The organism is Paenibacillus tritici, from assembly GCF_018207515.1.
GTDB lineage: Bacteria > Bacillota > Bacilli > Paenibacillales > Paenibacillaceae > Paenibacillus_AQ > Paenibacillus_AQ tritici.
In genome coordinates, this window is record NZ_CP073365.1 from 4708857 (window position 1) to 4732301 (window position 23445).

General features: G+C 54.2%; 24 protein-coding genes. 7 read left to right on the forward strand and 17 right to left on the reverse strand.

Translation table 11 applies throughout. The features are described 5' to 3' along the window. Positions 1–14: 14 nt before the first annotated feature. The gene (locus KDC22_RS20385) at positions 15–1373 is read left to right on the forward strand and encodes a PFL family protein (protein WP_173132644.1); all 1359 of its coding nucleotides are present in this window, start codon (positions 15–17) and stop codon (positions 1371–1373) included. A gap of 327 nt (positions 1374–1700) precedes the next feature. Here the strand turns inward: KDC22_RS20385 and KDC22_RS20390 are convergent, their stop codons facing one another. The 3 genes from KDC22_RS20390 to KDC22_RS20400 all read right to left on the reverse strand — a co-directional run bounded on the left by KDC22_RS20390 (position 1701) and on the right by KDC22_RS20400 (position 4715). Further along, positions 1701–2597: a sigma-70 family RNA polymerase sigma factor gene (locus KDC22_RS20390; protein WP_211724123.1), complete on the reverse strand. Its 897-nt coding sequence runs from the start codon at positions 2595–2597 to the stop codon at positions 1701–1703. Between the two features lie 96 nt (positions 2598–2693). Continuing rightward, the gene (locus KDC22_RS20395; protein ID WP_211720160.1) at positions 2694–3140 is read right to left on the reverse strand and encodes a carboxymuconolactone decarboxylase family protein; all 447 of its coding nucleotides are present in this window, start codon (positions 3138–3140) and stop codon (positions 2694–2696) included. A 120-nt stretch (positions 3141–3260) separates the two neighbouring features. Then, entirely contained in the window at positions 3261–4715 is a 1455-nt protein-coding gene (locus KDC22_RS20400) for an MFS transporter (protein WP_211720161.1), read from the reverse strand. 168 nt (positions 4716–4883) lie between these two features. On the opposite strand from KDC22_RS20400, the gene KDC22_RS20405 reads away from it, so the two are divergent. Further along, positions 4884–5327 (forward strand): MarR family winged helix-turn-helix transcriptional regulator, encoded by a 444-nt coding sequence (locus KDC22_RS20405; protein WP_211720162.1) that lies wholly within the window; start codon positions 4884–4886, stop codon positions 5325–5327. Positions 5328–5385: 58 nt separating this feature from the next. On the opposite strand, the gene KDC22_RS20410 is transcribed toward KDC22_RS20405, so the two are convergent. The 3 genes from KDC22_RS20410 to KDC22_RS20420 all read right to left on the reverse strand — a co-directional run bounded on the left by KDC22_RS20410 (position 5386) and on the right by KDC22_RS20420 (position 8484). After that, a complete protein-coding gene (locus tag KDC22_RS20410; RefSeq protein WP_211720163.1) occupies positions 5386–6030 on the reverse strand; it encodes a DUF1796 family putative cysteine peptidase in 645 nt (214 codons plus the stop codon). A gap of 61 nt (positions 6031–6091) precedes the next feature. Beyond that, positions 6092–7543 (reverse strand): response regulator transcription factor, encoded by a 1452-nt coding sequence (locus KDC22_RS20415; protein ID WP_211720164.1) that lies wholly within the window; start codon positions 7541–7543, stop codon positions 6092–6094. 614 nt (positions 7544–8157) lie between these two features. After that, the gene (locus KDC22_RS20420) at positions 8158–8484 is read right to left on the reverse strand and encodes a hypothetical protein (RefSeq protein ID WP_173132628.1); all 327 of its coding nucleotides are present in this window, start codon (positions 8482–8484) and stop codon (positions 8158–8160) included. 117 nt (positions 8485–8601) lie between these two features. On the opposite strand from KDC22_RS20420, the gene KDC22_RS20425 reads away from it, so the two are divergent. Next, entirely contained in the window at positions 8602–9228 is a 627-nt protein-coding gene (locus tag KDC22_RS20425; RefSeq protein ID WP_173132625.1) for a GyrI-like domain-containing protein, read from the forward strand. Here the strand turns inward: KDC22_RS20425 and KDC22_RS20430 are convergent. The 5 genes from KDC22_RS20430 to KDC22_RS20450 all read right to left on the reverse strand — a co-directional run bounded on the left by KDC22_RS20430 (position 9225) and on the right by KDC22_RS20450 (position 13581). Next, entirely contained in the window at positions 9225–9902 is a 678-nt protein-coding gene (locus tag KDC22_RS20430) for a JHBP domain-containing protein (protein WP_211720165.1), read from the reverse strand. The genes KDC22_RS20425 and KDC22_RS20430 overlap by 4 nt on opposite strands. After that, positions 9899–10579 carry a hypothetical protein gene (locus KDC22_RS20435; RefSeq protein ID WP_211720166.1) on the reverse strand — a complete coding sequence of 227 codons (681 nt, stop codon included), beginning with the start codon at positions 10577–10579 and terminating at the stop codon, positions 9899–9901. The genes KDC22_RS20430 and KDC22_RS20435 overlap by 4 nt, the downstream gene beginning before the upstream one ends. Positions 10580–10633: 54 nt before the next feature. Further along, positions 10634–11263: a DUF4004 family protein gene (locus KDC22_RS20440; RefSeq protein WP_211720167.1), complete on the reverse strand. Its 630-nt coding sequence runs from the start codon at positions 11261–11263 to the stop codon at positions 10634–10636. A 166-nt stretch (positions 11264–11429) separates the two neighbouring features. Next, positions 11430–12761 carry a vWA domain-containing protein gene (locus tag KDC22_RS20445; RefSeq protein ID WP_211720168.1) on the reverse strand — a complete coding sequence of 444 codons (1332 nt, stop codon included), beginning with the start codon at positions 12759–12761 and terminating at the stop codon, positions 11430–11432. A gap of 205 nt (positions 12762–12966) precedes the next feature. Further along, positions 12967–13581, reverse strand: a complete 615-nt coding sequence (locus KDC22_RS20450) for a 50S ribosomal protein L25 (protein ID WP_211720169.1) — start codon at positions 13579–13581, stop codon at positions 12967–12969. A gap of 392 nt (positions 13582–13973) precedes the next feature. Here KDC22_RS20450 and KDC22_RS20455 point away from each other — a divergent pair, with 392 nt between their 5' ends. Both KDC22_RS20455 and KDC22_RS20460 read left to right on the forward strand, forming a co-directional pair. Then, entirely contained in the window at positions 13974–14249 is a 276-nt protein-coding gene (locus KDC22_RS20455) for a GNAT family N-acetyltransferase (protein WP_173132607.1), read from the forward strand. A gap of 12 nt (positions 14250–14261) precedes the next feature. Further along, positions 14262–15119 carry a GNAT family N-acetyltransferase gene (locus KDC22_RS20460; RefSeq protein WP_211720170.1) on the forward strand — a complete coding sequence of 286 codons (858 nt, stop codon included), beginning with the start codon at positions 14262–14264 and terminating at the stop codon, positions 15117–15119. A 105-nt stretch (positions 15120–15224) separates the two neighbouring features. On the opposite strand, the gene KDC22_RS20465 is transcribed toward KDC22_RS20460, so the two are convergent. The 4 genes from KDC22_RS20465 to KDC22_RS20480 all read right to left on the reverse strand — a co-directional run bounded on the left by KDC22_RS20465 (position 15225) and on the right by KDC22_RS20480 (position 18479). After that, on the reverse strand, positions 15225–16061 hold the full coding sequence (locus KDC22_RS20465; RefSeq protein ID WP_211720171.1) for a hypothetical protein: 837 nt from the start codon (positions 16059–16061) through the stop codon (positions 15225–15227). Next, the gene (locus tag KDC22_RS20470) at positions 16010–16462 is read right to left on the reverse strand and encodes a flavodoxin (protein ID WP_173132598.1); all 453 of its coding nucleotides are present in this window, start codon (positions 16460–16462) and stop codon (positions 16010–16012) included. Before KDC22_RS20470 ends, KDC22_RS20465 begins: the two co-directional genes overlap by 52 nt. A gap of 684 nt (positions 16463–17146) precedes the next feature. Beyond that, complete coding sequence (locus tag KDC22_RS20475) at positions 17147–17512, reverse strand: VOC family protein (RefSeq protein ID WP_173141280.1); 366 nt, start codon at positions 17510–17512, stop codon at positions 17147–17149. Between the two features lie 106 nt (positions 17513–17618). Then, entirely contained in the window at positions 17619–18479 is an 861-nt protein-coding gene (locus KDC22_RS20480; protein WP_211720172.1) for a helix-turn-helix domain-containing protein, read from the reverse strand. Positions 18480–18658: 179 nt separating this feature from the next. On the opposite strand from KDC22_RS20480, the gene KDC22_RS20485 reads away from it, so the two are divergent. Beyond that, positions 18659–19522 carry a class I SAM-dependent methyltransferase gene (locus KDC22_RS20485; protein WP_211720173.1) on the forward strand — a complete coding sequence of 288 codons (864 nt, stop codon included), beginning with the start codon at positions 18659–18661 and terminating at the stop codon, positions 19520–19522. Between the two features lie 3 nt (positions 19523–19525). Further along, positions 19526–20272: an RluA family pseudouridine synthase gene (locus tag KDC22_RS20490; protein ID WP_211720174.1), complete on the forward strand. Its 747-nt coding sequence runs from the start codon at positions 19526–19528 to the stop codon at positions 20270–20272. An 80-nt stretch (positions 20273–20352) separates the two neighbouring features. Here KDC22_RS20490 and KDC22_RS20495 read toward each other — a convergent pair whose 3' ends face one another. Together KDC22_RS20495 and gyrA are read right to left on the reverse strand one after the other, a co-directional pair. Continuing rightward, positions 20353–20796 (reverse strand): MarR family winged helix-turn-helix transcriptional regulator, encoded by a 444-nt coding sequence (locus tag KDC22_RS20495; RefSeq protein WP_173141320.1) that lies wholly within the window; start codon positions 20794–20796, stop codon positions 20353–20355. Positions 20797–20994: 198 nt separating this feature from the next. Further along, the gene (gene gyrA, locus KDC22_RS20500; protein ID WP_211720175.1) at positions 20995–23436 is read right to left on the reverse strand and encodes a DNA gyrase subunit A; all 2442 of its coding nucleotides are present in this window, start codon (positions 23434–23436) and stop codon (positions 20995–20997) included. Positions 23437–23445 lie beyond the last annotated feature (9 nt).

A 23445-nucleotide genomic window follows, 5' to 3' on the forward strand; every position in this document is an offset into this window, starting at 1 on the left:
GAGGAGCAACCCCAGTGATCTCAATTGTAGAAGTTCAGGAGACCAACAAAATGATCCGGGAAATGAACCTGGATGTCCGCACCATTACGATGGGGATCAGCCTGATGGACTGTGCCCATGAGGACATGAAGATTTTCAACCAGAAGGTGTATGACAAAATCACCCGGTCCGCCGAGAAGCTGGTGAAGACCGGCGAAGATCTGGAGCGTCAATTCGGTGTGCCGATTGTCAACAAGCGGATTTCCGTCACCCCGATTTCGATTGCAGCCGGCGCCGTACATACCGATACCTATGTGCCTGTGGCCCGGATTCTGGACAAGGCGGCCAAGGAGGTCGGCGTTAACTTCATCGGCGGCTATTCGGCGCTCGTGCAGAAGGGCTGCACCAAGGGCGACCGGATTCTGATCGACAGTATCCCTGAAGCGCTGGCCGTGACCGAAAGAGTCTGCTCCTCCGTGAATGTCGGCTCCTCGCGCAGCGGCATTAACATGGATGCGGTGAAGCTGATGGGCGATATCATTCTCCAGACGGCTGAGCGCACCAAAGACCGCGACTCTATCGGCTGCGCCAAGCTGGTAGTCTTCTGCAATGCGGTGGAGGACAACCCGTTCATGGCTGGAGCCTTCCACGGGGTAGGAGAGCGGGAGTGTGTGATCAACGTCGGCGTCAGCGGTCCCGGTGTCATCAAGCGGGCGCTGGAAGAGGTGAAGGGGCAGGACTTCGAAACCTTGTGCGAGACGATTAAACGTACCGCCTTCAAGGTCACCCGTGTCGGGCAGCTCGTGGCCCAGGAAGCCTCGAAGCGTCTGAATGTGCCGTTCGGCATCATTGACCTGTCGCTGGCCCCCACTCCCGAGATCGGCGATTCCATCGCTGAGATCTTCCAGGTCATGGGCCTTGAAGAAGCAGGAGCCCCGGGTACCACCGCTGCACTCGCTATCCTGAACGACAATGTCAAAAAAGGCGGAGTTATGGCCTCCTCCTATGTCGGCGGCTTAAGCGGCGCCTTCATCCCGGTCAGCGAGGACCACGGTATGATTCAGGCCGTCCAGCGCGGCGCGCTGACCCTGGAGAAGCTGGAAGCCATGACTTGCGTATGCTCTGTAGGTCTCGACATGATTGCCATCCCCGGCAGCACCAGCAAGGAGACCCTCTCCGGCATCATTGCTGATGAAGCGGCTATCGGCATGGTCAACAACAAGACCACCGCTGTCCGCCTCATCCCGGTCATCGGCAAAGAGGTGGGCGAAATGGTCGAATTCGGCGGCTTGCTTGGATACGCTCCGGTCATGGCTGTCAATCCGTTCAATTGTGCAGGCTTCGTCAACCGCGGCGGACGGATTCCCGCACCGATCCACAGCTTCAAGAATTAAGGCAGAGGATTCCGGCTTCTGCAGCAGGCAGGTGGATAAACGTATCTTAATTCAGCGGCTTATGAAGGATTCATCCTAACAGATGGAAAAACTACAACTAATAATGCTCATATTCGCTAATGGGAGTGAGCAGGCAGAAATTTAGTGTTGTTTATCCATCTGCTGGTTTAACATGCTTCAATGGGTCAGCAGCAAGTGGACTAAATCCACCTGCTATTTAGGATAAGTGGTCAGGTCCAACATACAAATTCTTATATTTCCAAAAAGACACGCTGTCCTCCCTAAGCGGGAAGGCAACGTGTCTTTGGTTATGCCGGAATCCGGGAATCAGCTCTGCGGAAGCTCCGGCGGCATCGTAATACGGGACAGCTTGGCCGGGTCCATCAGCAGATAGAGATTCTGAATCGACTCTCCGCTGCAGTCGGCACTCAGGCAGAGTGCAGCCCTGACCTCGCCCTGAACGGTGAAGATCAGAGCGGGCTCGCCATTCAGCATCCCATAGGAATGCTTCCACTCACGTAAATAATGCATTACCCGGCGCGAGGTCAGCAGCGCAGTAACCCCCCGGCGGCCGGTCATCGGCCGGAGAATCGTATGCACTTCCCGTCCTCCGCCGTCGGCTACAAGGACCGGATGCTCGCCGAGCAGCTCCAGCATGCCGCCCACATCATAGGCAGTGAACGCGGCAGTGAAGCGCACCAGCAGATTCTCGGTGACGGTTCCATATCCGGGCGAGGGGAACCGGGAAGACGGCTCTGTCTGGAGGATACGCTTCGCCCGGCTGAAGATCTGCCGGCAGTTGCTCTCCGACTTGCCTACCATTCCGGCAATCGCTTCATAGTCGTACTGGAACGCTTCCCGGAGTACAAATACCGCCCGCTCCGTTGGCGAGAGCCGCTCCAGCAGCACCAGGAAGGCATACGACAGGCTGTCGTTGCGCTCAGCCGCCGCTTCCGGGCCATCGTACCCTTCGCTTACCGGCTCCGGCAGCCACTCTCCGATGTAAGTCTCCCTCCGGCTGCGTGCAGAGTTCAGCATATTGAGGCAGCGGTTGGTTACCCCTTTGGCTACATAGGCTTTGATATTCTGGATTCCGCTCCGGTCCCGGTGCTGCAGCTCGGCGAACATATCCTGCACAGCATCCTCCGCATCTGCAACCACACCCAGCATCCGGTAGGCAATGGAGAAAGCATACCCTTTATAGCTCTGGTACAGCTCCTCCATATCCGAATTCTCCGCAATGGGAGTGTCAGCCTGAGTATAGATTTGGCCTCTGTCAACCACACGCAGCCCTCCTTCAAGATTATCCTGATTCCTAGCTTAGCCGAAGCAGCCCGGGAACATTCCGGTAGTTATGGCAATCCGGTTCCAGCTGTTGATGGTGTTGATCGCCATAATCCAGTCCACCAGCTCTTCTTCGCTGAAATGCGTAAGCATCTTATGATACAGCTCCAGCGGAACGCCTGCCTGGCTGATCCGGGTGACATGCTCGGCGAATTCCAGCAGCACGCGTTCCTTCTCACTGAACAACGGGGCTTCACGCCAGACACTCAGCAGCAGAATATGGTCGGCATAGTTCCCCAGCTTCAGCAGATCCTTGGCATGCATATCCAGACAGAACGCGCAGCCGTTGATCTGTGAGACACGGATTTTGACCAGTTCATATAATACCTTATCCTTGCTGCGGCTTCCTGAATGCTGCTCCAGCGCCATCATGGCCCGGAATGCCGGGTCGTTAACCTCACGATAATTCATTCTCAGACTCACATCAATCGCCTCCATTATTGTTCTTCATCACTGTAGACAAGATGGGGCCGGAATATGTGACAGCCATCTCGCAAAAAAAAGCAGGCTTGCGAATATCCGCACTCCTGCTCCGTAATTCACTTATGCGCCCAAGCTCTTGGCCCTGCGCGAGGAGAACAGCCGCCAGCCGGTGAGCAGCGCCGATAACAGGCAGATACCGGAGGACGTCATGAACACTACATGCATCCCTGAGAGGAACAGCTCCGGGCGTCCTTCAACCAGTCCTGTCACCCGGTAGCCGGCCTTACTGCTCATAACCTGGAACAGAATGGAGGTGGCTACGGTAATCCCGACAACCATCCCCACATTGCGGACCAGCGAATTCACACTTCCAGCAGAGCCGAGCTGAGTACGCGGCACTGTGGACATGATCAGCGAGTTGTTCGGCGAGCCGAACATCCCGCTGCCGATACCGAGCATGGCAATCCAGATCCCGACCAGCACTACAGCACTTCCCTCATGCAGGCGGGCCAGTCCGAACTGGGCAATGACCATAACCATCAGCCCGGCGAAGGTGAGCAGCTCCGAACCAATCTTGTCAGACAGCGCCCCGCTGAGCGGAGCGACAATCACCATGCAGATCGGGTACAGCATGAGCAGGAAGCCCGCGCCATAGGGAGACATGTTCAGCATATTCTGCGCATAGAACGGAGCGATAATATTGAAGCAGAAGTTCGAGACAAATACCAGGAACGCACAGAATATACTCAGCGAGAACAATGGATTCTTGAACAGGGTAAGCTGAAGCAGCGGCTGGCGGCTGCGCAGCTCCACGATCAGGAATACGATAAAGGTAACCGCCGCCGCCAGCAGAGAAGCTAGAATCCGGTAGTCCCCATACCCAAGCTGCTGTCCGAGCAGCAGTCCGGCGAACAGAGAAAGGACGAAGACTGCAAACAGCAGGCTCCCGGGGAGATCAATCCTTGACTTGATATGTACCAGATCCTTCGGCAGCACCTTCCAGCCCAGCATAATCGCCAGGATTCCGATCGGAACGTTCACCCAGAAAATATACTCCCAGCCCATCGAAGAGACAATAATTCCGCCAAGGCTCGGGCCCGCTATACTGCCGAGGGACACGAAGGTCCCGATCAGGCCAAGTGCCTTGCCGCGTTCGGTGGACGGGAAGATATCCGTAACAATGCCCTGGCTGTTCGCCATCGTCATCGAAGCGCCGACCGCCTGAACCACCCGGGAAGCAATAAGCAGCGGCAGGCTGTGGCTGAATCCGCACAGCAGCGAGCCTATGGTGAAGATCACCATGCCCAGCTTGAATATCCGGATTTTCCCGGCGATGTCGCCCAGCTTCCCGAAGAACAGGATGACCGAACAGATCGCCATCAGATATCCGGTAGTCACCCACTCCACCTGGGCTACGGGCAGCCCCATCTGTCTCACCAGCACAGGCAGTGCGATATTAACAATACTTCCGTCCAGCGTGGACATAAAAGTAAACAAATTAAGCACGATCAGGATCATCCAGCGCTTCTTCTGTATCCCGGCATCCTCCTGGTAGGTCGCCTCCATGCTGCTCATCAACAAACACCCTCTTGTATCCATTTGAATATAGTTGCACACGCAACAAACTAACTCTTCACAGTGTACTGCAAATTAGTTGCGTGCGCAACAAAATTAAGGTAACATCTGAAGCAGGCCGTGTTCCTCTGAACAGAACACCGTTATTCTCTCAGCGAGGTGTCCATTGTGACTTCCAATAAAGAACCTATCGGCAAGCTGATCTCCCATCTGCACCGCCAGAATCAAAAAATACTGGCCAAGGAGCTTCAGCCTTATGGCATCGGCAGCGGGGGCCAGCATAGCTTCCTTAAGCTGGTTCTGAATCATCCGGGGATTACCCAGGATCAGATGACCAGTCTGATTAAATGCGATAAAGCTACAACCGCCCGCTCCGTCAAGCTGCTGGAGGAATCGGGATATATCGAACGACGGACCGATCCGAACGACCGCCGCTCCTTCCTGCTGTACCCGACTGTCCGGGCGCTCGAATTCGCCCCGGTGTTCCAGGCGCTGCTGGATGAGTTCAATCATCAGCTCGCTATGGGGCTAACCGGGGACGAGCTAGATACGCTGATTGACCTGCTCCACAAGGTGACACGCAACTCAGAGCGGCTGAACGGGCAGAGCTGACGGCAGAGCAACCCCAGCAGAGCAGCGCTTCTCCCGTCTTCCTGGGAACCGATACTCTCTACAGCAGATATATACCATCCAGTATATAATCCCAGGTCTTCAGATCGCCCGCGCGGTCCGGAATGCCGAGTGAGGCAATACCGGGGAGCGGCCAGTCACGGTCGACCGCAGATTCCAGCCCGTCGGCACCGTTAACAATCAGAATATGAAAATCCCCGTCCGTTAATGTTCTAAGCACCATCTGAAGCTGAATGGCCTCCTCATACGTACTGCCCCAGCGGATGAACAATGCCTTCCGGCTGGTACGAAGCGTGTCCAGCAGGCGCCGGGACCGCAGGTTGATTTTTTGTTTGAATTCCGGATAGACATGGCTCCATTCCAGCCCCTCCAGCACCGGAAAATCATGTACGGAGATTATATTATAGTGGAAGTCCTTCACAAAATAAGATTTGACCGGCTGGACTACCTCATTATCTACAAACACATCATTGCCGTCGATTACCCCCATATTCGGAAGCTCCATATAGCCCGAGAAACGCTGGCCCAAGAGCCGGTTCACATCCGTTAGTGACAATGAAACCACCCAGTCCAGCGGTGAAGAGAACACCCTGAGTCCTCTCCGGCGCAAATGCGCGGCAGCCTCACATGAGCTTCCCAGACTGACGATACAGTCATAGCCTCCCCGGATTTCTTCGAACTTCATCTGCGCTCCCCCTTACCTGATTTCTATATAAAATGCCACCGGTAAGAAAAAGGTTTCGCTGTTAGAGAGGAATGTGTTGCTCAGGCTCCGGTTCACCGCTCCCCGTCCCTTCTGCACGGTATTCGCTCGGCAGCTTGCCGACATGTTCCCGGAACAGCTTGCTGAAATACCGGTCATCCCCGAAGCCGGATTGGCAGGCAATTTCACATACAGGTACATGGGTCTCCAGCAGCAGAGACTTGGCCAGCTCCAGCCGCATTCCCCGCAGGCTCTCCCCGAAGGACTCTCCGGCGAAGCGGGCGAAGCACCGGCTGAAGTAACCCCGGCTCATATGGATGGCAGCGGCAACATCGCCCTGAGTGATTTTATTACCGGCATGGCTCTTCATATAACGTACAGCCGTAATCAGGCAGAGCAGCACCTCTTTGCTCATGCCAAGCTCAATCATCCGCTGCTGGACATGCGCTGAGAACTGGCGCAGCCAGCTTGTCCAGTGCCGCCAGCTCCGGTTGCTCTCCGCAGCAAGCTTCAGCTGCTGTGCTTCCTCCGGCGTAAGCAGCAGTCTGCTCCAGCAGCGCAGCAGCTCCCGCCCGAATTCCGCAACCGCCTCCTGATCCGGCTGCTGTGACAGAACCCCGCCGGTGAAGAGCTCCCATTCTCTCCGCTCCAGTGTCCAGCGGAGATTCAACGCCTTCACCAGTGCCAATGAAGATCCGCCGCCGTTCTCAGCCAGCCGTTGCTGCTGCTTCATGGCGAGCGCCTGCAATTCACCATAATGCAGCCTGGTGAGCGCCTGGCCGCCCGTATCATAGAACAGCGCCAGCAGGACCGACTGTTCCAGGACAGCGGCGATCTCCTTCAGCGGCTGATCGCACACTCCCTCCAGCAGCGCCGTTGCCCAGCTTGTCCCAAGGAGTGCTGCCTGCTCCCTGCCGGTTCTCTCCACATCCATACGGACAAGCAGCGGGGACAGCCACATGTCCGGCATCGTGTGGAGCGTCGAGTTCTTCACCAGAGGCAGAGCGAGTAGCTGCTCTTCGTTCAGATCCGGCATGAGCGGCACATAGAGCAGCGCCTTGTCCACAGTCATGACCTTTTGCTCCAAGCCTGCTAATACGCCCCGGTTCCCGTCCTCCCACTTGATCCGCTCCACCAGCCTGCGGATGGTTTCATCGGCGTTCTCCGCCTCCAGCAGCGTTTTGACAATATAATCAACCGCTCCCAGCCGCAGCGCCTCCTGAACATAATCGAATTCATGGTGGCGGGTAAGCACCACGCAGCGGACGGCAGGATACTGCAGCCGCACCTGGCGGATCAGCTCGAACCCGGTCATGCCCGGCATCGAAATATCCACGAACAACAGATCTGTCTCCTGCTTACGCAGCAGATCCAGTGCCGCATTGCCGTCTCCGGCCTCCCCGGTAATCACCATCCCGAAGGACGCCCAGTCAATCAGCGAGATGAAGCCCTTGCGCACCAGCCGCTCATTATCTACGACTACAGCCCTAATCATCGAAGCCCTCCTTTCTTTTGATGATAATAATGGAAACCGCGGTTCCGCCATACGAATAATCCGGGTTTACCTTCCGCAGCGGTCCATAGATCCGCCCTCAGATCGTAGTCCGCTGGGACTTCACCTCAGGCGGGAGCTTGGCGGCTTTTTTCCAGTCCTACAACCGCACCTCATCTCTGTATGGAAGCGTTTCAATATATAGGCATAATACCATATTTTCCTTTTTTATGTAATTAAAATGAAAGGACGCTCTGCCACACGCCTCCCTCCGCATTACCATGCTATTCCACGTCCTTCTATACTCTTTCCCACTCTTCTTCACTCTTCTTACTTTTCCACGACGAGGCCGCCCCGGTTTAGGTGTACAGTTAACATGGCACATCCGGGTTTTCGTTGTCTTTTAACTGTACCAGATACATTTATTTGCCGGAGAGTATCGGCCTCTCCTGATGATCCAGCGATTGTATCGCAAAAAAAGAGCTGCACTTACCGGCATTCTTGCTGTCCGGTAAACAACTCTTCTGAACTCGACTATATCTGCACTATAATTAACTGTAGAAACAAAAACTTTTCTTGTGTCAGTGAGGTTTTTTTATTTCAGTGATCCAAAAAATTCAATTTTCAGATGCCTTCATTTCTCTTTTCACATAAAAATAACTAAACAAATAAAATACCAATATGCAAATTAGAAGTCTAATCGTTCCTTCTCCATAATAGGTAAAATAAAATAATACGGGTAAGCTCCAGACAGTCGAAACAATAATTAATAATAATTTATTCTTTAACGTGGCATATAAAGCGAGTACAGAAGGAATGAGAAACATTAAAACAATAATAAGGTACTGCATCTTGCCTGTGTCAGGATAAAATAAAAAATAACCGCTACTGGCTATTCCAATCATTGCTCCTATGGCACCAATACCATTTCCTACCCTCATCATTTACTCCTCCCTAAATTATACTCACTCGCCAATGTACAACCCCCAACCTGACATACCCCTGTCCAGTTCACATGATACTCTGGAAGAAGCAGAACACTATAAGCTGAGGTGAGCCGAATGAAAGTCGAATGGAGAAAACAGGACAAAGCACTATACCTTCCCGCTGCCGAACCGGGGCTGATCCAAGTGCCCGCCTATCCTTATTTCATGCTGCGGGGTGAAGGAAATCCTAATCACAGCGCCTACGCTGAAGCGGTCGGTGTGCTCTACTCGTTGTCCTATGCAGTCAAGATGCTGCCGAGAAAAGGACCCGCGCCGGAAGGTTATTACGATTACACCGTCTTCCCGCTGGAGGGAGTGTGGGATCTCAGTGAGGCCGGACGGAAGAAGGCTGTCCTCGATAAAGACGAGCTGGTCTACAACATAATGATCCGGCAGCCGGACTTCGTCACCCCGGAGCTTGCCGCAGCAGTTCTGGAGCAGGTCAAGCGCAGCAAGCCGCATCCGCTGCTGGAGAAGGCCGTCTTCGCAGCTATCGAAGACGGCCTCTGTGTTCAAATGCTGCATATCGGCCCCTATGACGATGAACCGCACAGCTTCGCCAGAATGGAGCAATTCTGTACGGACCAGGGGCTGCTGCGGGAATCTCACCTTCACCGCGAAATCTATATTTCGGATGTCCGCCGTACCCGGCCGGAGAAGCTGAAGACCGTCCTCCGGTTCAAGGCAATCCGGCCGCATTAACGCTGCAATTGCACCGGGTTCCGAACCGTAGAACTTTTATGAATCTCTAACAGGTCCCGGTATTCCACCGTATCAATCCCGCAGCCGGGTCCGATGATGACGCTCCCGCCCCGGACAGTCTGTGCCTGCGTATGCTGAAGTTCTATCTGATCCCCTTCGATCAGCCGGGCCGCAAAGCTCATGTTCTTCGCCTGCCCGGGCTTCAGCAAGGCTCCAGTCCGGCTGCGTTTGATGGAAATACTGCCGCCGCCGACCGTATCTGCTCTACAGGGGCCAAATAACGCCAGGTCGAGCTTCTCCGCATTTAATAATCCGCTCACCTCAATGACTCCGGTAAGCTGCAGCTGCTCTGCTTCGCAATCCCCGGTAACCCTAATTCCTCCGGTTAACTTAACATCCTCAATCCGCAGCCCGCCGCCTGCTGTAAGCTGACCTTGTCCGCGCAGGCTGGCTGCGTCTACCCGCCCTTTCACCTCACACTCTCCGGTCATCTTGATCTGCTGCACCACCAGGTTCCCTTTGACCCTAACCTCTCCGGTCTGGTTCAGCTTCAGGCAATCCACATCCCCGGTGAACGTACATTCTCCCGTCACTTTGACATCCTTGAAGGTTCCGCCTGCTGAGCTGGATGTCCCCAGTATCTTCAGATCATGGCGTAGTATAGCTGGATTCACCGTTTCTCCTCCTTCCCCACATGAGCACCGGGATGCACTGTCAATTCACCTGTATATTCCACCCGGCCGATGGTGCAGCCTTCCCCGATAATGACCGTACCACCCCGCACCACTTCCGCATTCGTGTATTCCAGATCGAGCGTATCCCCTTCGATGACCTTCGCCTGCAGCCCGATTTTGAACTTGGGAACCATCCCGCCTAACAGCCTGCCCCAGGCCGCATTGCCTTTTTTGCGGATGACCAGGCTCTCCACGCCTATCTCACCGGCCTCTGACAAACCGTGTAGTCCGAATTCAATCACCCCCGCACTGAGCAGGCCTCCCACGTGGAATACACCTTCGCCGATCAGCTCCTCCACCTCACAATTGCCCTTCAGCTTCAGCATTCCGTCCATTTCACAACGCTCTCCCCGCAGACCGCCTTCTCCGCTGAGTACACCATTCAGCTTCATTACACCAACCTTGAGATTCCCCTTCAGATTAAGATTTCCGTTCATCTCTATCTCTTCCGCGGCAAGGTCGCCATTCAGCTTCATTACGCCGTCACATTTGCAGGTATGTGCGCTCAGTGCCCCGTTAATCCTGCTTACACCGTTAATATTCACCTGGTTATATCTGCCTCCGGCCGCCGTGTTCACTCCATCCATCAACAGATCCGGCAGTTCATGCTTCTCCATGGTCCATCCTCCCCGATTGTACTGACCGATCATTCCCGCAGCTCCTGCCTGCCTCTAGCTGAGGCGCCCTTTCAATTGCTCCGCCAGATCGGCAGAACTAAGCCTGCTCACCAGCCGTACCCCCTCATCGAAGGCCAACCCGGCTCCGGGCAGCGCCATCATGAAGAAGCTGACCCCCATCTTCCGCACAAAAAACAGCTCCCAGCCCTTCTCCCCATATCCCGGTGCATGAGCTTCAAGCTTCTGATAGAGCCGGTCTGCTTCCTCCCAATTCAGTTCCCCCTTGCTGAGCAGCCAATCTGCGGCGAATAGATTAAGGATCTGCTCGAAGGTAAGCTGTATCTCGGCGATCTCCGGTCTCCCGAACCGTTCCAGGCTGATTGACGAAACAATGTTACGTTCTCTTAATTGGGATAAGGTCAGTCCTACCCTGTATAAGGATGCAGGCTCTGACAGCTTCCCCGCCAGTTCATCCAGTGAAAGATCATCCTTCTTCTGCAAAATATGCTGCACCCGCCCCAAAATCCGCGCACGCGGAAAAAAGGTCTCTTGTCCCGTAAAGGTAGATTTGCGGATGAACCATTCTTCAGGAATCAGCTGCTTCCGCTTCCAGCGGTATAATTGTCCGTATGAGATGCCGGTCTCATCCAGCAGCTCCTTCTTGGAGATTAAATCGTCTTCCATATCACCACTCCTTGCGATCATCGTAACATAACACTGTTACGTTGTAAACTGACAACTGTATTGGATCATTTAAGCCTGTGCTGCATTAAGAACAAGGGCAGACCCCAGCCATGGCCATCTTTTTCCACGGCTGTCCGGGTCTGCCCTTATTTCTGCAAGCTAAGCTTTATGAACGTACAACGCCCTTCTGCCGGGCTTCGCGCAGCCATTTGGGATACTCGTTGAACAGGCGGTCATACAGCTCCTCATCGCTGACTTCATCCAGATCATCCAGCGCAAAGAAGTCGGCATTGTCCACATACCGGCCCCGCAGGTCGTCAAGCTCACGGAGTACTCCATAATCAGCGTTACCCAAACCGACAAACTGCCAGAAGATATTGTGCTTCGAGCTCTGGACCAGCAGCTTGGAGATTTTGGGCGTCTCATAGATTCCCCCATCACTGAAGAACACAACATATACCGGCAGGTCGCCAGGCTCCTCCTTCGTATATTTCTTGATCAGATCCGCCATGACCACCGGCTCATTATTCCCGATGCCAAGCCCGCCGAACATCTTCGGTCCAGGGTAGGTATTCTTCACATAGTCCTCATATCCGTGTTCATTCACGCTCGGCATTCGCTTACTCTTGGTCGCGAAGAACCATACATCCAGCATGCCGTCATCATCCATACTTGCAGCCACCGCCAGCACCCGTTCAAAAGCCCGCTGTACTACTCCCCGTGAATACAACGCCGACATGGAGCCTGAGGCATCGAACACTACCGCCACCCTTGCCTTCTCCTGGTCCAGGTTCTTCTTGCGCAGCGAGATTCCCACCTGCTTCTTCAGCAGATCAATCTTCGTCAAATTCAGTGCAGGCTTCGGAGCAGCCTCCTGAGCCTGGCCCCCCGAAGGCCCGCTATATGTAGCAGCAGCTTCCGTATGTCCCTGCACAGACTGGGCCTCTGCCCCGCTGCCATTGTCAGGTGCTTCGTCCTCCACCTCAACTCCATGAGCTTCAGCCAGCGGCTTCAGGCCGCCATGAAAGCCCCGTCCGACTGCTCTCAGCTTGAAGCCCCCGCCGTGGCGGTAGAGCTCTGCCAGCACCAGTGAGGTCTCTGCGTTGCCTTCCACAATCTCATACACCAGCTCTGTATCCTTACCCGCCGCGCTGATTCGGCAGCCTCTGACATCGGCAAAGGTTCCGGGCCCGTCAAGCGTAGCTGCGAAGACGCATTTATCAATCGGCGAGTCCAGCAGCGCCCGCATATCAATGGCGAACTCCCCGCTGTACTTGTCGATGGAATTGAACACCACCATCCGCTTCGGATCGGCCGGCTGATTATAGAATATAAAGTAGTCATCGGCAGCAACCTTTCCGTTCTCCCCCACCATGAAACAGCTGATATCCAGAATAGCCGGAGAACTGCTGCAGGATATCTTCACTGTGGCCTGAAGGGAGGCCTCGTCCAGCTTGGCGTTCGAACCGCTCACCAGCTTAATGATATTCGGATTCATGATTGCACTCTCCTAATCTCTTATATTGGAACACCTGGGTTCACCAGATTCCCGCTCTGCAAAAAGAGCAGACAATTCCCTGATAAGGATATGTCTGCTCCTGGTTAGTAGGTCCTATGGCTCGCTGCATAGCCGTTATTCACTGGCTGTCTGCACGAGTTCTCCGCTTGCACATGAGATCACCGGATGCTACTGAAGAACGGTATTATTCTTCCGTCTTCGCGGCTTCGGCAGCTCCATCTCCTGCTGGTGCGGCTGTATCCTGATCAGCTGGCTCTTCCGTTACAAGCGGAGGCGAGATCCGCACAATCAGCGTATCTTCGGGGGTTAGAATCTCCCAGCCTTCATGCTTCGGCAGGTCGGACACCAGCAATTGATCACCGATATCGAGGCCGCTGATATCTACTTCCATGCTCGCTTCCAGCTTGTCCGGCAAGGTCCGGATATCCAGCTCATACAGCTCCACCTGCTGCACGCCGCCGCTCTTGACGCCGACAGGATCACCTGTGAAGTGGAAGGCTACCTTGGTATCCAGATCAGCCTTCATGTCAATCTGCTGCAAATCTACATGAAGCAGATTGCGGTTCAAGGGCTGGCGCTGCACTTCCTGAATTACCGCATTCTTGATGCCTGAACCCGGGAGCTCCACCTTCAGGATCGCACGCGGATTTTTGCTCAGAATCTCATTCAATGTTTTGGCATCTGCTGAAAAGGACTGGGTATCTGAACCTGCACCGTATACTACGACCGGTACAAAACCTTTGCTGCGCTGGGAAGACGTCGAGCCGGATCTTTCTGTCAAGCGTACTGTGGTATTCATGATATTTCCTCCTAATAGTTTTTTAGCGATACGCCGTTCATCAGTAAGCAGGATAGCTGCCCCGAAGGCGTACGCCAAGTAGTGTCAGCATAGCTGCAATGATGGTTCTTCGTCTGCAACACTCAATGCTCAGCCTTAACAAAAACAAGACCAATTAGATGTCTTAAATCTAATCAGTCTCTTATTAACCATATTTGCCTGCTGTGGAATCAGTATAGCACTGGGAAGTATGCAAGTCAAAATAGGCTATTCTTCAAATGACACCCATATTTAATATATATTTTGCTGTGTATATACAGCATTAGTCCCCCTCAGAGGTTCTGCCATTTCTCGCTTTTTGCCGGACAGGGTAGTAAAATAAAACCAACATACCAAGAATGGAGTGAAGATACATGGAACAGATTGCTAAGGGAGAAGGACGTTTTTATATCGCTGGTGACGGGAAGGACCTGGCCGAGATTACATACAGAACGGACAAGACTACGGGTGATCTTGTAATTGACCATACCTTTGTCTCCGAAGATCTGCGCGGTCAGGGTGCGGGAGAGAAGCTTGTGCGGGCGGTCGTTGACCTGGCCCGTGAACAGAAGGTCAGAATTGTACCGGAGTGCCCGTATGCGGCGCATCAATTCGAGAAGCATGAAGAATACCGGGACTTGCTGACATAGGAGGCAGAAAGGTTGACTAAGATTGATACATTGAAGCAGATAGAAGAGCTGCAGCAGCGCTGCGAGCAATACGAAGGAATCTCGCTTAAGCTGAACTGGGATATGCTCCGGCAGCCGGGGGAAGCAGGCGGTGCGGAGTGGCTGGTGACCTATGAGGAGGAGCTGCTGGTCGGATTCATCGGTCTGTACGGCATCGGCGGTGACATGGAAGTATGCGGTATGGTCCGGCCCGGCTACCGCCGCCGGGGCATCTTCAGCTCCCTCTGGCAGCAGGCCCAGGCCGTTATCCGGCGCGGCAGGATGAAGACGCTGCTGCTGAACACGCCTGCGGCTTCAGCCTCAGGCACTGCTTACCTGAAGACCTTGCCGCTGGAATTCAGCCATGCGGAATATCAGATGAAATGGGATGGCGCAGGCAGGAAGCTTACAGCCTCGGAAGCCAGCTCAGCCTCCGGTAACGTCCTGCTCCGGCCTGCACGCCCTGACGAGACTCCAATACTTGTAGCCTTCGACTGCGACGGGTTCGATATGACAGAGGAAGACGCTGCTGAAATGTACGCACAGCATGAACTGGAGGGCTCCCAGGAGCATATTATCATTGAGTGGAACGGACAGCCCGCCGGCAAAATGCGCCTGTGGTCCGAGGACAACGAAACCTGGATTTACGGGTTTACCGTGGATAAGAACCTGCGTGGCCTCGGGATCGGCCGGAGTGCCCTGCAGCAGACGATTGAGCGGGAGCAGCGGAATTATAACGGGATCAACCTTGAGGTTGCTCTGGATAACCCCAATGCGCTGAAGCTCTACGAGAGCTGCGGATTCGTCATTCAGGGCCAGCAGGATTACTACTCCTTTCCTTTGAACAAGTAGAACGGGCGAACATCCGGAAGCGGAATTGACAAAAAGCATCTCTCCACGGTCCAATGACTCTGGAGGAGATGCTTTTTGTTGCGTCTGGATACCCGGATCATTCATCTACATCAGCCCGTATCCGCGGACAATGGATTCATCCCGCTCATTGCGGCGGTTGCCGTATTTCATGCAGCCTTCCGCATACTCTTCACGTTCCAGGAATACAGACAGCAGCCGCACATAATCGAGCGATTGCCGGAGCGGGATACCCGCCCCGTCAAACAAATGCCTGCGTCCATCCAGCAGCGAATAGATTCCGATCGTCTCTGCCGGTTCCCCGTAAGCCTCATGGCAGAACACGTTAGCCATATGCAGAAATCCGGTGATCACTTCTTCGTTCCCGTGCACCATGAATTTCTGGATATTCAGGCTGCGTCCCTTCTGCTCCGAGTTCCAGGCCAGCTGAAAAATCACCGCCAGCTCAATCTCAAGCTCCCTGACAGGAACATGCCACTGTTCAAACCGCATCACCGGAATCTCTTCCGTATGATTGCCGGCCACGATCCGCATCAGCTCATCGGCAACCGCTTGTTTGACATCCCAATAGTGCATCAGGGAAGGGAACGCGCTGCCCTTCGGCGGCCAGCGCCGCTCCAGCAGAAATTGGACGGGCGTCTCCCGGCGTACCTCGGGCTGCAGACTATAGAAGTCATTCAACGTATGTCCGAGTGCATACTGGACCTGCTGTCTCCAGCGGGGAAGCCCCGTAGGCGGGACTCCTCCGCTAGCGCTAACCTCCGCTCCGCCCAGCATGATATGCTCCATGCGGAAATCATTCAGACGCCTGTACCGGCCGGCCTTAGCATCCGGCTTCTGTCCTGTGATGGTTCCTGCCTCCGCACCCATCCTTAAGAGACCGCCGCGCAGGTTGCGATGAATTGCCGTCCGAAGCTGCGGCAAGCCTCTTTCTCCGCTGCATTCGGGCCATATTCAATCTTCAGGCTGGGCTGCACAATCTCGGCCCCGCGTTCCTTCAGCTTCGCTTCAATCTGATCTACCGCTCCGCAGTAGATCGCATAACCGGTGTCTCCGCTCCCGAAGGCAGCCGCCTTATAGGAACCGAGATCCAGCTCATCCAGCTCTTCATAGAAATCGAGGAATTCATCCGGCAGCTCGCCGTCTCCCCATGTATAAGCACCCAGCAGCACAGCTTCATATGCTTTTATCTCATCCGCATTGCAGTCAGTGACCGATTTCAGTACAGCCTCTCCGCCAGCCTCACGTATGCCTTCCACGATCAGCTCAGCGATTTCCTCCGTATTGCCTGTCAAGCTGGCATATGCCACTAGCACCTTAGCCATCACTCTATCCTCCCAGGGTAAATATGAAATGTATTCTGTATAAGCCGCAGTTAAGTGTTGAACTTGAAGCTTCGTCGTCACTGCGGTGAACAGAGTTTCTTATATAACCCCATTCTATTTGATAATGATTATCATTGTCAACATAATAAAGACTGCTCCTGCCGGAAATTTAGGCATACTAGTACAGCGTCAGAATTAAAAAGGCGGATGGTGCTCTATAATGCCTGAAGGAGTACAGGAGTGGAAGCCCCCCTTCACGTGCCATTCCCAGATGAAGACGGGAGTTGTTCATTCGGGCGTTTGGCAAGGCGTAACGGACTGAGACGCGCTTATTTCGAAGGAGAGTCACAACTTGGGCAAGATGCGGACACCACGGCCCTTATTCTTGAAATTCCTACTCTTAAACCTCTTGTAGAGAGACGATAAGGTCCACTCTGTCCGTTAAACCGCAGAACGTGGTATTTTTCGGGGAATAGGGTCTCTCAGGTCTGTTAGGAGCAAACTCGGCCGGGCGGGCGTAGTTCCGTGGTTCGGAACCTACGGGATTCAACCTTATTCACAGAATTAAATCTGATACTCTACTATTCCTTACGTTTCCGCGAGAAAATACAAACAGCATCAGTCCCGGACTTGACTGCTGCCCGGGACTGATGCTGTTATTTATCCATAGTATTAGCCAAACAATCAATATCCGCCTTCAAGCAAGGTTATTGCATTGCCGTCAGGATCACGGAAATTCATTTCTTTACCGCCATACTCCATGGTTGCGGGGGGCTGACAATCCAGCCCTTTCGCCTTCAGCTGCTCATAAGTCTCGTCCAGACTGCTGCAGGAGAACACCAGATTAACCGTTCCGGTCGTAAGGTTCTCCCACTTGGCTGCATTCCATATAATAATCCCGGGCTGGCTGGCGTCTATAGCAACCTTGGCCCCGCCAGATTCTCCGTAACCCTCGAAGGGTACAGGGATGCCCAGTACCTCCGAATAGAAGGCTACTAAGGCAGCCGGGTCCTTGCTGTACAGATTGATGCCGTCAAAAGATGTAATCATAACGTGATCCTTCCCTTCATTGCTTGTAATATGATCCGGCTGATGTCAGCCTGTCTACGCATATTGTACTTCCGCCGGCCACGCTTGTATTGCAAAAAAACGACATTCAGCCCCGGGCACGGTTCAGTGCATCCAGCGGTGTCCGGCCGGCAAATTTCTTGAAATTATTGATCAAATGCGATTGATGGCTGTATCCGTAGGTGAACACTATATCCTGCATCACGCCTTTGCCCTGCGGGGAACGGTACAGATCCAGCCATACGTTCTGGAAGCGGATGAGGTCGGCTACTTTTTTGGGCGGGAGGCCGATATGCTGCCGGAACAGCCGTTCAAGCTGGCGGTTGCTGATACCGGAGATGCTCTCCAGCGTCCCTGCCGTCACGATCCCTCTTGAAGTAAGCAGTCTGTGGACTGCATTCATCATCCCGTCACTGCTGCGGTTGGCCTGTTCCAGTCTCCGCAGAAGGAATAATTCAGCCGCAGCTATGCGTTCGGACATCGTGCGGGTGCCCGGCAGCCTGTCTCCCAGCTCCTTGCGAAAGGTACGGAAATATTGCTCCACCGGAGCATGAACATTCAGCACATCACTCAGCGGCTCGTCTGCGAACAGATGAACCGCCCAGAAATGAAAACGGATAGCGAAACGTTGTTTGTGAATAGGCATTGCTGTGCGCTCTACTTCAAATGGAGTGTCATTGATGCCGCAAAAAATGCCGCCGGACTCCCCAGTCCGCTCATCCCATTCCCATATGATGTCCATACAGCTATCGGGTATGATCGTTTCTGCCCCGGGACCGGCACCTTCTTCTCTACTTGGGCCTGTCCCCTCCTCCGGCTGTCTCTCGGTCGTTGCGGCAGATCCCCAGAAGCAGCGGATATATGGCTGAAGCAGCCTGCCCGGCAGATATTCGCCGCCCCCCGCCGGATTGGCGGTAATCGGATGATACAGCTCCGCAAGATTATACATCCCATTCAGCCTCCTTCACTTCCTGACATTGTCATCTGATATACACAATTCTATCATATACCCGTTGCTTCTTGGTTAAACTGGGAATAGTCACAAGCTTTGCAACCATTTTGTTTGTAGCTGCGGGCTTATATGTTGTACAATGAAGGCTAAATGACTTTTTGAAGGATGGATTAATAATGTATATAGCAAGTGATTGGAAGGACTATGAAGTGCTGGATACCGGAGGCGGGGAGAAGCTCGAACGCTGGGGCGATATCGTGCTGCGCCGTCCGGACCCGCAGATCATCTGGCCGCTGGCCAGCGAGAGCGCGAAATGGCGCGATGTGCACGGACATTATCACCGCAGCTCCGCCGGCGGCGGGCAATGGGAGATGAAGAAGACTATACCGGAAGACTGGAAAATCAGCTACGGCAAGCTGAAATTCCACCTCCGTCCTACGAACTTCAAGCATACCGGCCTGTTCCCGGAGCAAGCAGCCAACTGGCGCTGGATGATGGACAAGATCGCTGCGGCTAACCGTCCGATCTCCGTACTCAATCTGTTCGCATACACCGGCGGAGCCACTGTTGCGGCAGCAAGTGCCGGAGCTTCCGTAGTGCATGTCGATGCTGCCAAGGGTATGGTTCAGTGGGCCAAGGAGAATGTGGCCTTATCGGGCCTTGCCGACAAGCCGGTCCGCTACATTACAGACGATGTATTCAAGTTCGTACAGCGCGAACAGCGCCGCGGCAGCAAATATGATGCGATTATCATGGACCCGCCCTCCTACGGAAGAGGACCGGGCGGCGAAATGTGGAAGCTGGAAGCCAGCCTGTATCCGTTCCTGGAGAGCTGCATGGAGATTATGAGCGACCGTCCGTTATTCATGCTGATTAACTCTTACACAACAGGTATCTCTCCTACCGTGCTGCGCAACATGCTGTCGATGACTATGGGCAAACGTTACGGCGGCAAGCTGAACTCCGGTGAGATCGGTCTGCCGATCACCGCCTCCGGCATGAATCTGCCTTGCGGGATTCTGGGCCGCTGGGAGGCGTAAGCCATGACGCCAGCGAATAACGGAGTTCCTGGAGAATCCGGCAGCGGACAATCCCGGTTCGACATTCTATATGAGGACAACCATCTGCTGGGCATCGTGAAGCCTGTGAATATTCCGGTTCAGGAGGATGCTACGGGCGATAAGGATCTTCTGACTCTGCTGAAGGAAGATGTGAAGGAACGTTATGCTAAGCCGGGCAATGTCTTCATGGGCCTGGTTCACCGGCTGGACCGGCCTGTAGGCGGTGCGATGATCTTCGCCAAGACGTCGAAGGCGGCTTCCCGGCTGTCCGAGAGCGTGCGTACCCATGCCTTTCATAAGGTATATCTGACCGTGGTGCACGGCCAGCCTCCTAAGACACAGGGCAGACTGGTAGATACGCTGCTGAAGGACCCCAAGAGCAACACGGTCAGTATTGTCCGCCGGGGAACACCGGGCGGCAAGGAAGCGATTCTGGATTATACCGTGATTGGCAGCGCGGAGGGTTATTCTCTGCTGAAGATTGATCTCCTGACCGGCCGCTCCCATCAGATCCGTGTCCAGCTCAGCGGCATCGGCTGCCCGCTGTACGGGGATCAGAAGTACGGCGCCGCCGTGAACCGTCCGGGACAGCAGATTGCGTTATGGTCGGCACTCACCCGGTTCCCGCATCCGGTAACCAAAGAGGACGTCGAGCTGATCTCCCTTCCTCCAGGGGCCTATCCCTGGAATCTATGGACTCCAACTATTCAAAAGCAGGCTATCCGGTAACGGACAGCCTGCTTTTTTTTGATAATACTTGTTGGATAATATAAGGAGAATCCGCTATTCACAGATGGAGTGTTATATGCTCATACGGACTGAACCGAAGCCGGCGCCTCCACTCCCGGTGCTACCGCCATCTTCCCCATAAGATAGAGCAGCAGCTGCTGGTTATGGGAGGAAATGGGGTCCAGCGCTTCCGCAAAAAAGTCACTGCGGACCTTCAGTCCGCGCAGGGTCTCCTGCTGGCCTGTCTCGGTGATGCTTACCCAGACGATTCTGCGGTCGGAGGCATCGCGTTCGCGGATAATCAGATTATGCTTCTCCATCCGGTCAAGCAGCATGGTCACGGCCGCCGGACTGGTCGCCAGATGAGGGGCCAAGTCAGAAGGCTTCATCGCGTCACGCTCCTGCAGCAATTCAAGTACGGTAAGCTGGGCATCAGTCAGTGTAGGGGCAAGGTTGCTGTCCATATGTAACTTATAGTCTTTTAAGATCTTATGCCAGATTTTACTGAATTCAGTGGAGTGCACACTCATTCCTTCCTTTCCTGCGGATCTCTATCCGGTATACTTACTTTTTCGCGAGATAACTTCCATTTCCTGCAAGAGTACAAAAATAAAATCAAATTTGTCCTTCCGCCTGCTGAAAAAATAAACGGCGTACGCAGCTCTTCAGACCTGAGCAGCTACACGCCGTTTATTATGTGATCCTATATAATTCTGCCCCGGTTATTTAACCGACGGGTATAAGCTGATGATCTCGTCCTTCTTCTCAACAGATACGAGCTGCTTGCCTGTAGACCGGCGCTCAGCAATCGGTGCCGATTCAGAGGAGAGGGAATGCACAGCCCCGCTCTGGGTAATGACGGTAAGCTCCAGCGGTTCCTTGCAATAGAACGCACCGGCCAGCCTGCTGCCATTCGGGCGTACCCGCTTGCCTTCCTTGAATTCAAAGGTCGGCATCCCTTTGCCACCGCGGCTCTGGGAAGGATAGTCCACCATCAGGGAGCGTTTGGCATAACCTATATCGGACACAGCGAGTATCTCGCCTTCATCCTCGCTGACCCAGAAGCAGGAGACCACTTCATCCCCTTCACGGAGCTGAATTCCCCTAACCCCTGTTGCCACCCGGCCCATCGGGTTCACTTCACTCTCATTGAAGCGGATGCTCATCCCCTCGCGGGTAATCAGCACGATGTCCTTGTCACCGCTGCTCAGAGCCACTGTAATGATCTCATCGCCATCTGCCACCTTACAGGCAGCAACGGCTCCGGAACGGCTTGTAGAGTACTCCTTGAGCTCGGTACGCTTCACCTGACCCTTACGGGTGATGAAGACCAGACTTGCCGACGGGTCCTCCAGATTGCCGACCGGCAGCACGCTGATGACTCCGTCCCCCTTCGCCAGGCCGATCACGTTCACGATCGCGGTCCCCGGCTCCTTCCATTTGAACTCCGGTATCTGATGAACCGGAAGCAGGAAGTACTGGCCCTTGCGGGTGAATACCAGCAGGCTGTCCCGCGTATTCAGATCCAGCAGCTTCACGATATGATCGCCGTCCTTGACGCCAGAGGAGTGGCGCTCCCCGCCCGAGCGGGTGAACGAAGGCATACCGGTACGCTTGATATAGCCGTCAGAGGACAACGCCACGAGCACATCCTCGGCATTCACCAGAACCTCCATGTTGACCTTAAGCTCCTCGACCTCTCCCTGGATGAGGGAACGGCGTTCAATCCCGTATTTGTCACGGATCTCCAGCAGCTCCTTGCGGATCACGGCAATCAGCTTCTTGTCACTGTCCAGAATCCCCTGGAGGACAGCGATCTTGGCATGCATCTCATCCAGCTCCTTCTGGAGGGAATGAATCTCCAGATTGGTTAACCGGTAGAGCTGCAAGGTCAGAATAGAATCGGCCTGGCGTTCGCTGAAGCCGAACATCCACACCAGATTATTCTGGGCATCCTGACGGTTCTTCGAAGCCTTGATGGCAGCGATGACTTCATCCAGAATGTTCAGCGCCTTGACCAGTCCTTCCAGGACATGGGCACGGTCCTCCGCCCGCTCCAGATCGAACTGGGTACGGTTTGTTACCACTTCACGCTGATGGGCAATGTATGCTTCTAGAATCGCTTTGAGTCCAAGCTGCTGCGGAGCCTTGTTGACAATGGCGACCATGTTGAAATTGTAGGTGATCTGCAGATCGGTTTTTTTGAGCAGGTAAGCCAGAATGCCGTTCGCATCCGCCTCCTTCTTCAGTTCCACCACAATCCGCAGTCCCTCGCGGCCACTCTCATCGCGCACTTCGGCAATGCCTTCAATCTTCTTCTCCAGACGGATGTTCTCCATGGAGGTCACAAGCCGTGACTTCACAATCTGAAAAGGCACCTCGGTGATCACAATCTGCTGCTTGCCGCCGCGCAGATTCTCAATCTCTGTCTTGGACCGCAGATAGATGCGGCCTTTACCGGTACGATAGGCATCCATGATGCCGTCTCCGCCCATAATCGTTCCGCCTGTAGGGAAATCCGGCCCCTTGATGAAGGTCATGATATCCTCCAGCTCGATATTCGGCTTTTGCATAACAGCGATACAGGCGTCAATGACCTCGCGCAGGTTATGCGGCGGAATCTCTGTAGCGAACCCGGCCGAGATTCCGCTAGTCCCGTTGACCAGCAGATTCGGATAACGGGAAGGAACCACCACCGGCTCCTTGGCGGTATTATCGAAGTTGTCCTTGAACAGAACGGTGCGCTTCTCAATATCACGCATCATCTCCAGGGCAATCGGCGACAGGCGTGCTTCTGTATAACGCATAGCTGCTGCCGGGTCATCATCCATCGAACCCCAGTTACCGTGTCCGTCCACCAGCACATGCCCCATCTTCCAAGGCTGGGCCATCCGCACCATTCCGTCGTAGATCGAAGAATCCCCGTGAGGGTGATAGTTACCCATGACATCACCCACGGTTTTGGCTGACTTGCGGTAGGGCTTATCCGGCGTATTGCCTGAATCGTACATGGCATACAGAATCCGGCGCTGCACAGGCTTCAGCCCGTCGCGAACGTCCGGGATCGCCCGGTCCTGAATGATATATTTGGAATACCGGCCAAACCGGTCACCTACGACCTCTTCCAGAAAAGCCGGCAAAAATTGCTCTGATAAACTACTCATATCCTCTTC

Bases quoted from the DNA above. Each gene is read 5' to 3' on its own strand.
- KDC22_RS20390 (WP_211724123.1), bottom strand. From the start codon at position 2,597: ATGGAGGAGCTGTACCAGAGCTATAAAGGGTATGCTTTCTCCATTGCC.
- KDC22_RS20435 (WP_211720166.1), bottom strand. From the start codon at position 10,579: ATGGAGAAGCATGAACTGCCGGATCTGTTGATGGATGGAGTGAACACG.
- KDC22_RS20480 (WP_211720172.1), bottom strand. From the start codon at position 18,479: ATGTATAATCTTGCGGAGCTGTATCATCCGATTACCGCCAATCCGGCG.
- gyrA (WP_211720175.1), bottom strand. From the start codon at position 23,436: ATGAGTAGTTTATCAGAGCAATTTTTGCCGGCTTTTCTGGAAGAGGTC.
- KDC22_RS20485 (WP_211720173.1), top strand. From the start codon at position 18,659: ATGTATATAGCAAGTGATTGGAAGGACTATGAAGTGCTGGATACCGGA.
- KDC22_RS20425 (WP_173132625.1), top strand. From the start codon at position 8,602: ATGAAAGTCGAATGGAGAAAACAGGACAAAGCACTATACCTTCCCGCT.
- KDC22_RS20475 (WP_173141280.1), bottom strand. From the start codon at position 17,512: ATGATTACATCTTTTGACGGCATCAATCTGTACAGCAAGGACCCGGCT.
- KDC22_RS20445 (WP_211720168.1), bottom strand. From the start codon at position 12,761: ATGAATCCGAATATCATTAAGCTGGTGAGCGGTTCGAACGCCAAGCTG.
- KDC22_RS20400 (WP_211720161.1), bottom strand. From the start codon at position 4,715: ATGAGCAGCATGGAGGCGACCTACCAGGAGGATGCCGGGATACAGAAG.
- KDC22_RS20440 (WP_211720167.1), bottom strand. From the start codon at position 11,263: ATGGAAGACGATTTAATCTCCAAGAAGGAGCTGCTGGATGAGACCGGC.
- KDC22_RS20410 (WP_211720163.1), bottom strand. From the start codon at position 6,030: ATGAAGTTCGAAGAAATCCGGGGAGGCTATGACTGTATCGTCAGTCTG.
- KDC22_RS20490 (WP_211720174.1), top strand. From the start codon at position 19,526: ATGACGCCAGCGAATAACGGAGTTCCTGGAGAATCCGGCAGCGGACAA.
- KDC22_RS20455 (WP_173132607.1), top strand. From the start codon at position 13,974: ATGGAACAGATTGCTAAGGGAGAAGGACGTTTTTATATCGCTGGTGAC.
- KDC22_RS20450 (WP_211720169.1), bottom strand. From the start codon at position 13,581: ATGAATACCACAGTACGCTTGACAGAAAGATCCGGCTCGACGTCTTCC.
- KDC22_RS20470 (WP_173132598.1), bottom strand. From the start codon at position 16,462: ATGGCTAAGGTGCTAGTGGCATATGCCAGCTTGACAGGCAATACGGAG.
- KDC22_RS20420 (WP_173132628.1), bottom strand. From the start codon at position 8,484: ATGATGAGGGTAGGAAATGGTATTGGTGCCATAGGAGCAATGATTGGA.
- KDC22_RS20415 (WP_211720164.1), bottom strand. From the start codon at position 7,543: ATGATTAGGGCTGTAGTCGTAGATAATGAGCGGCTGGTGCGCAAGGGC.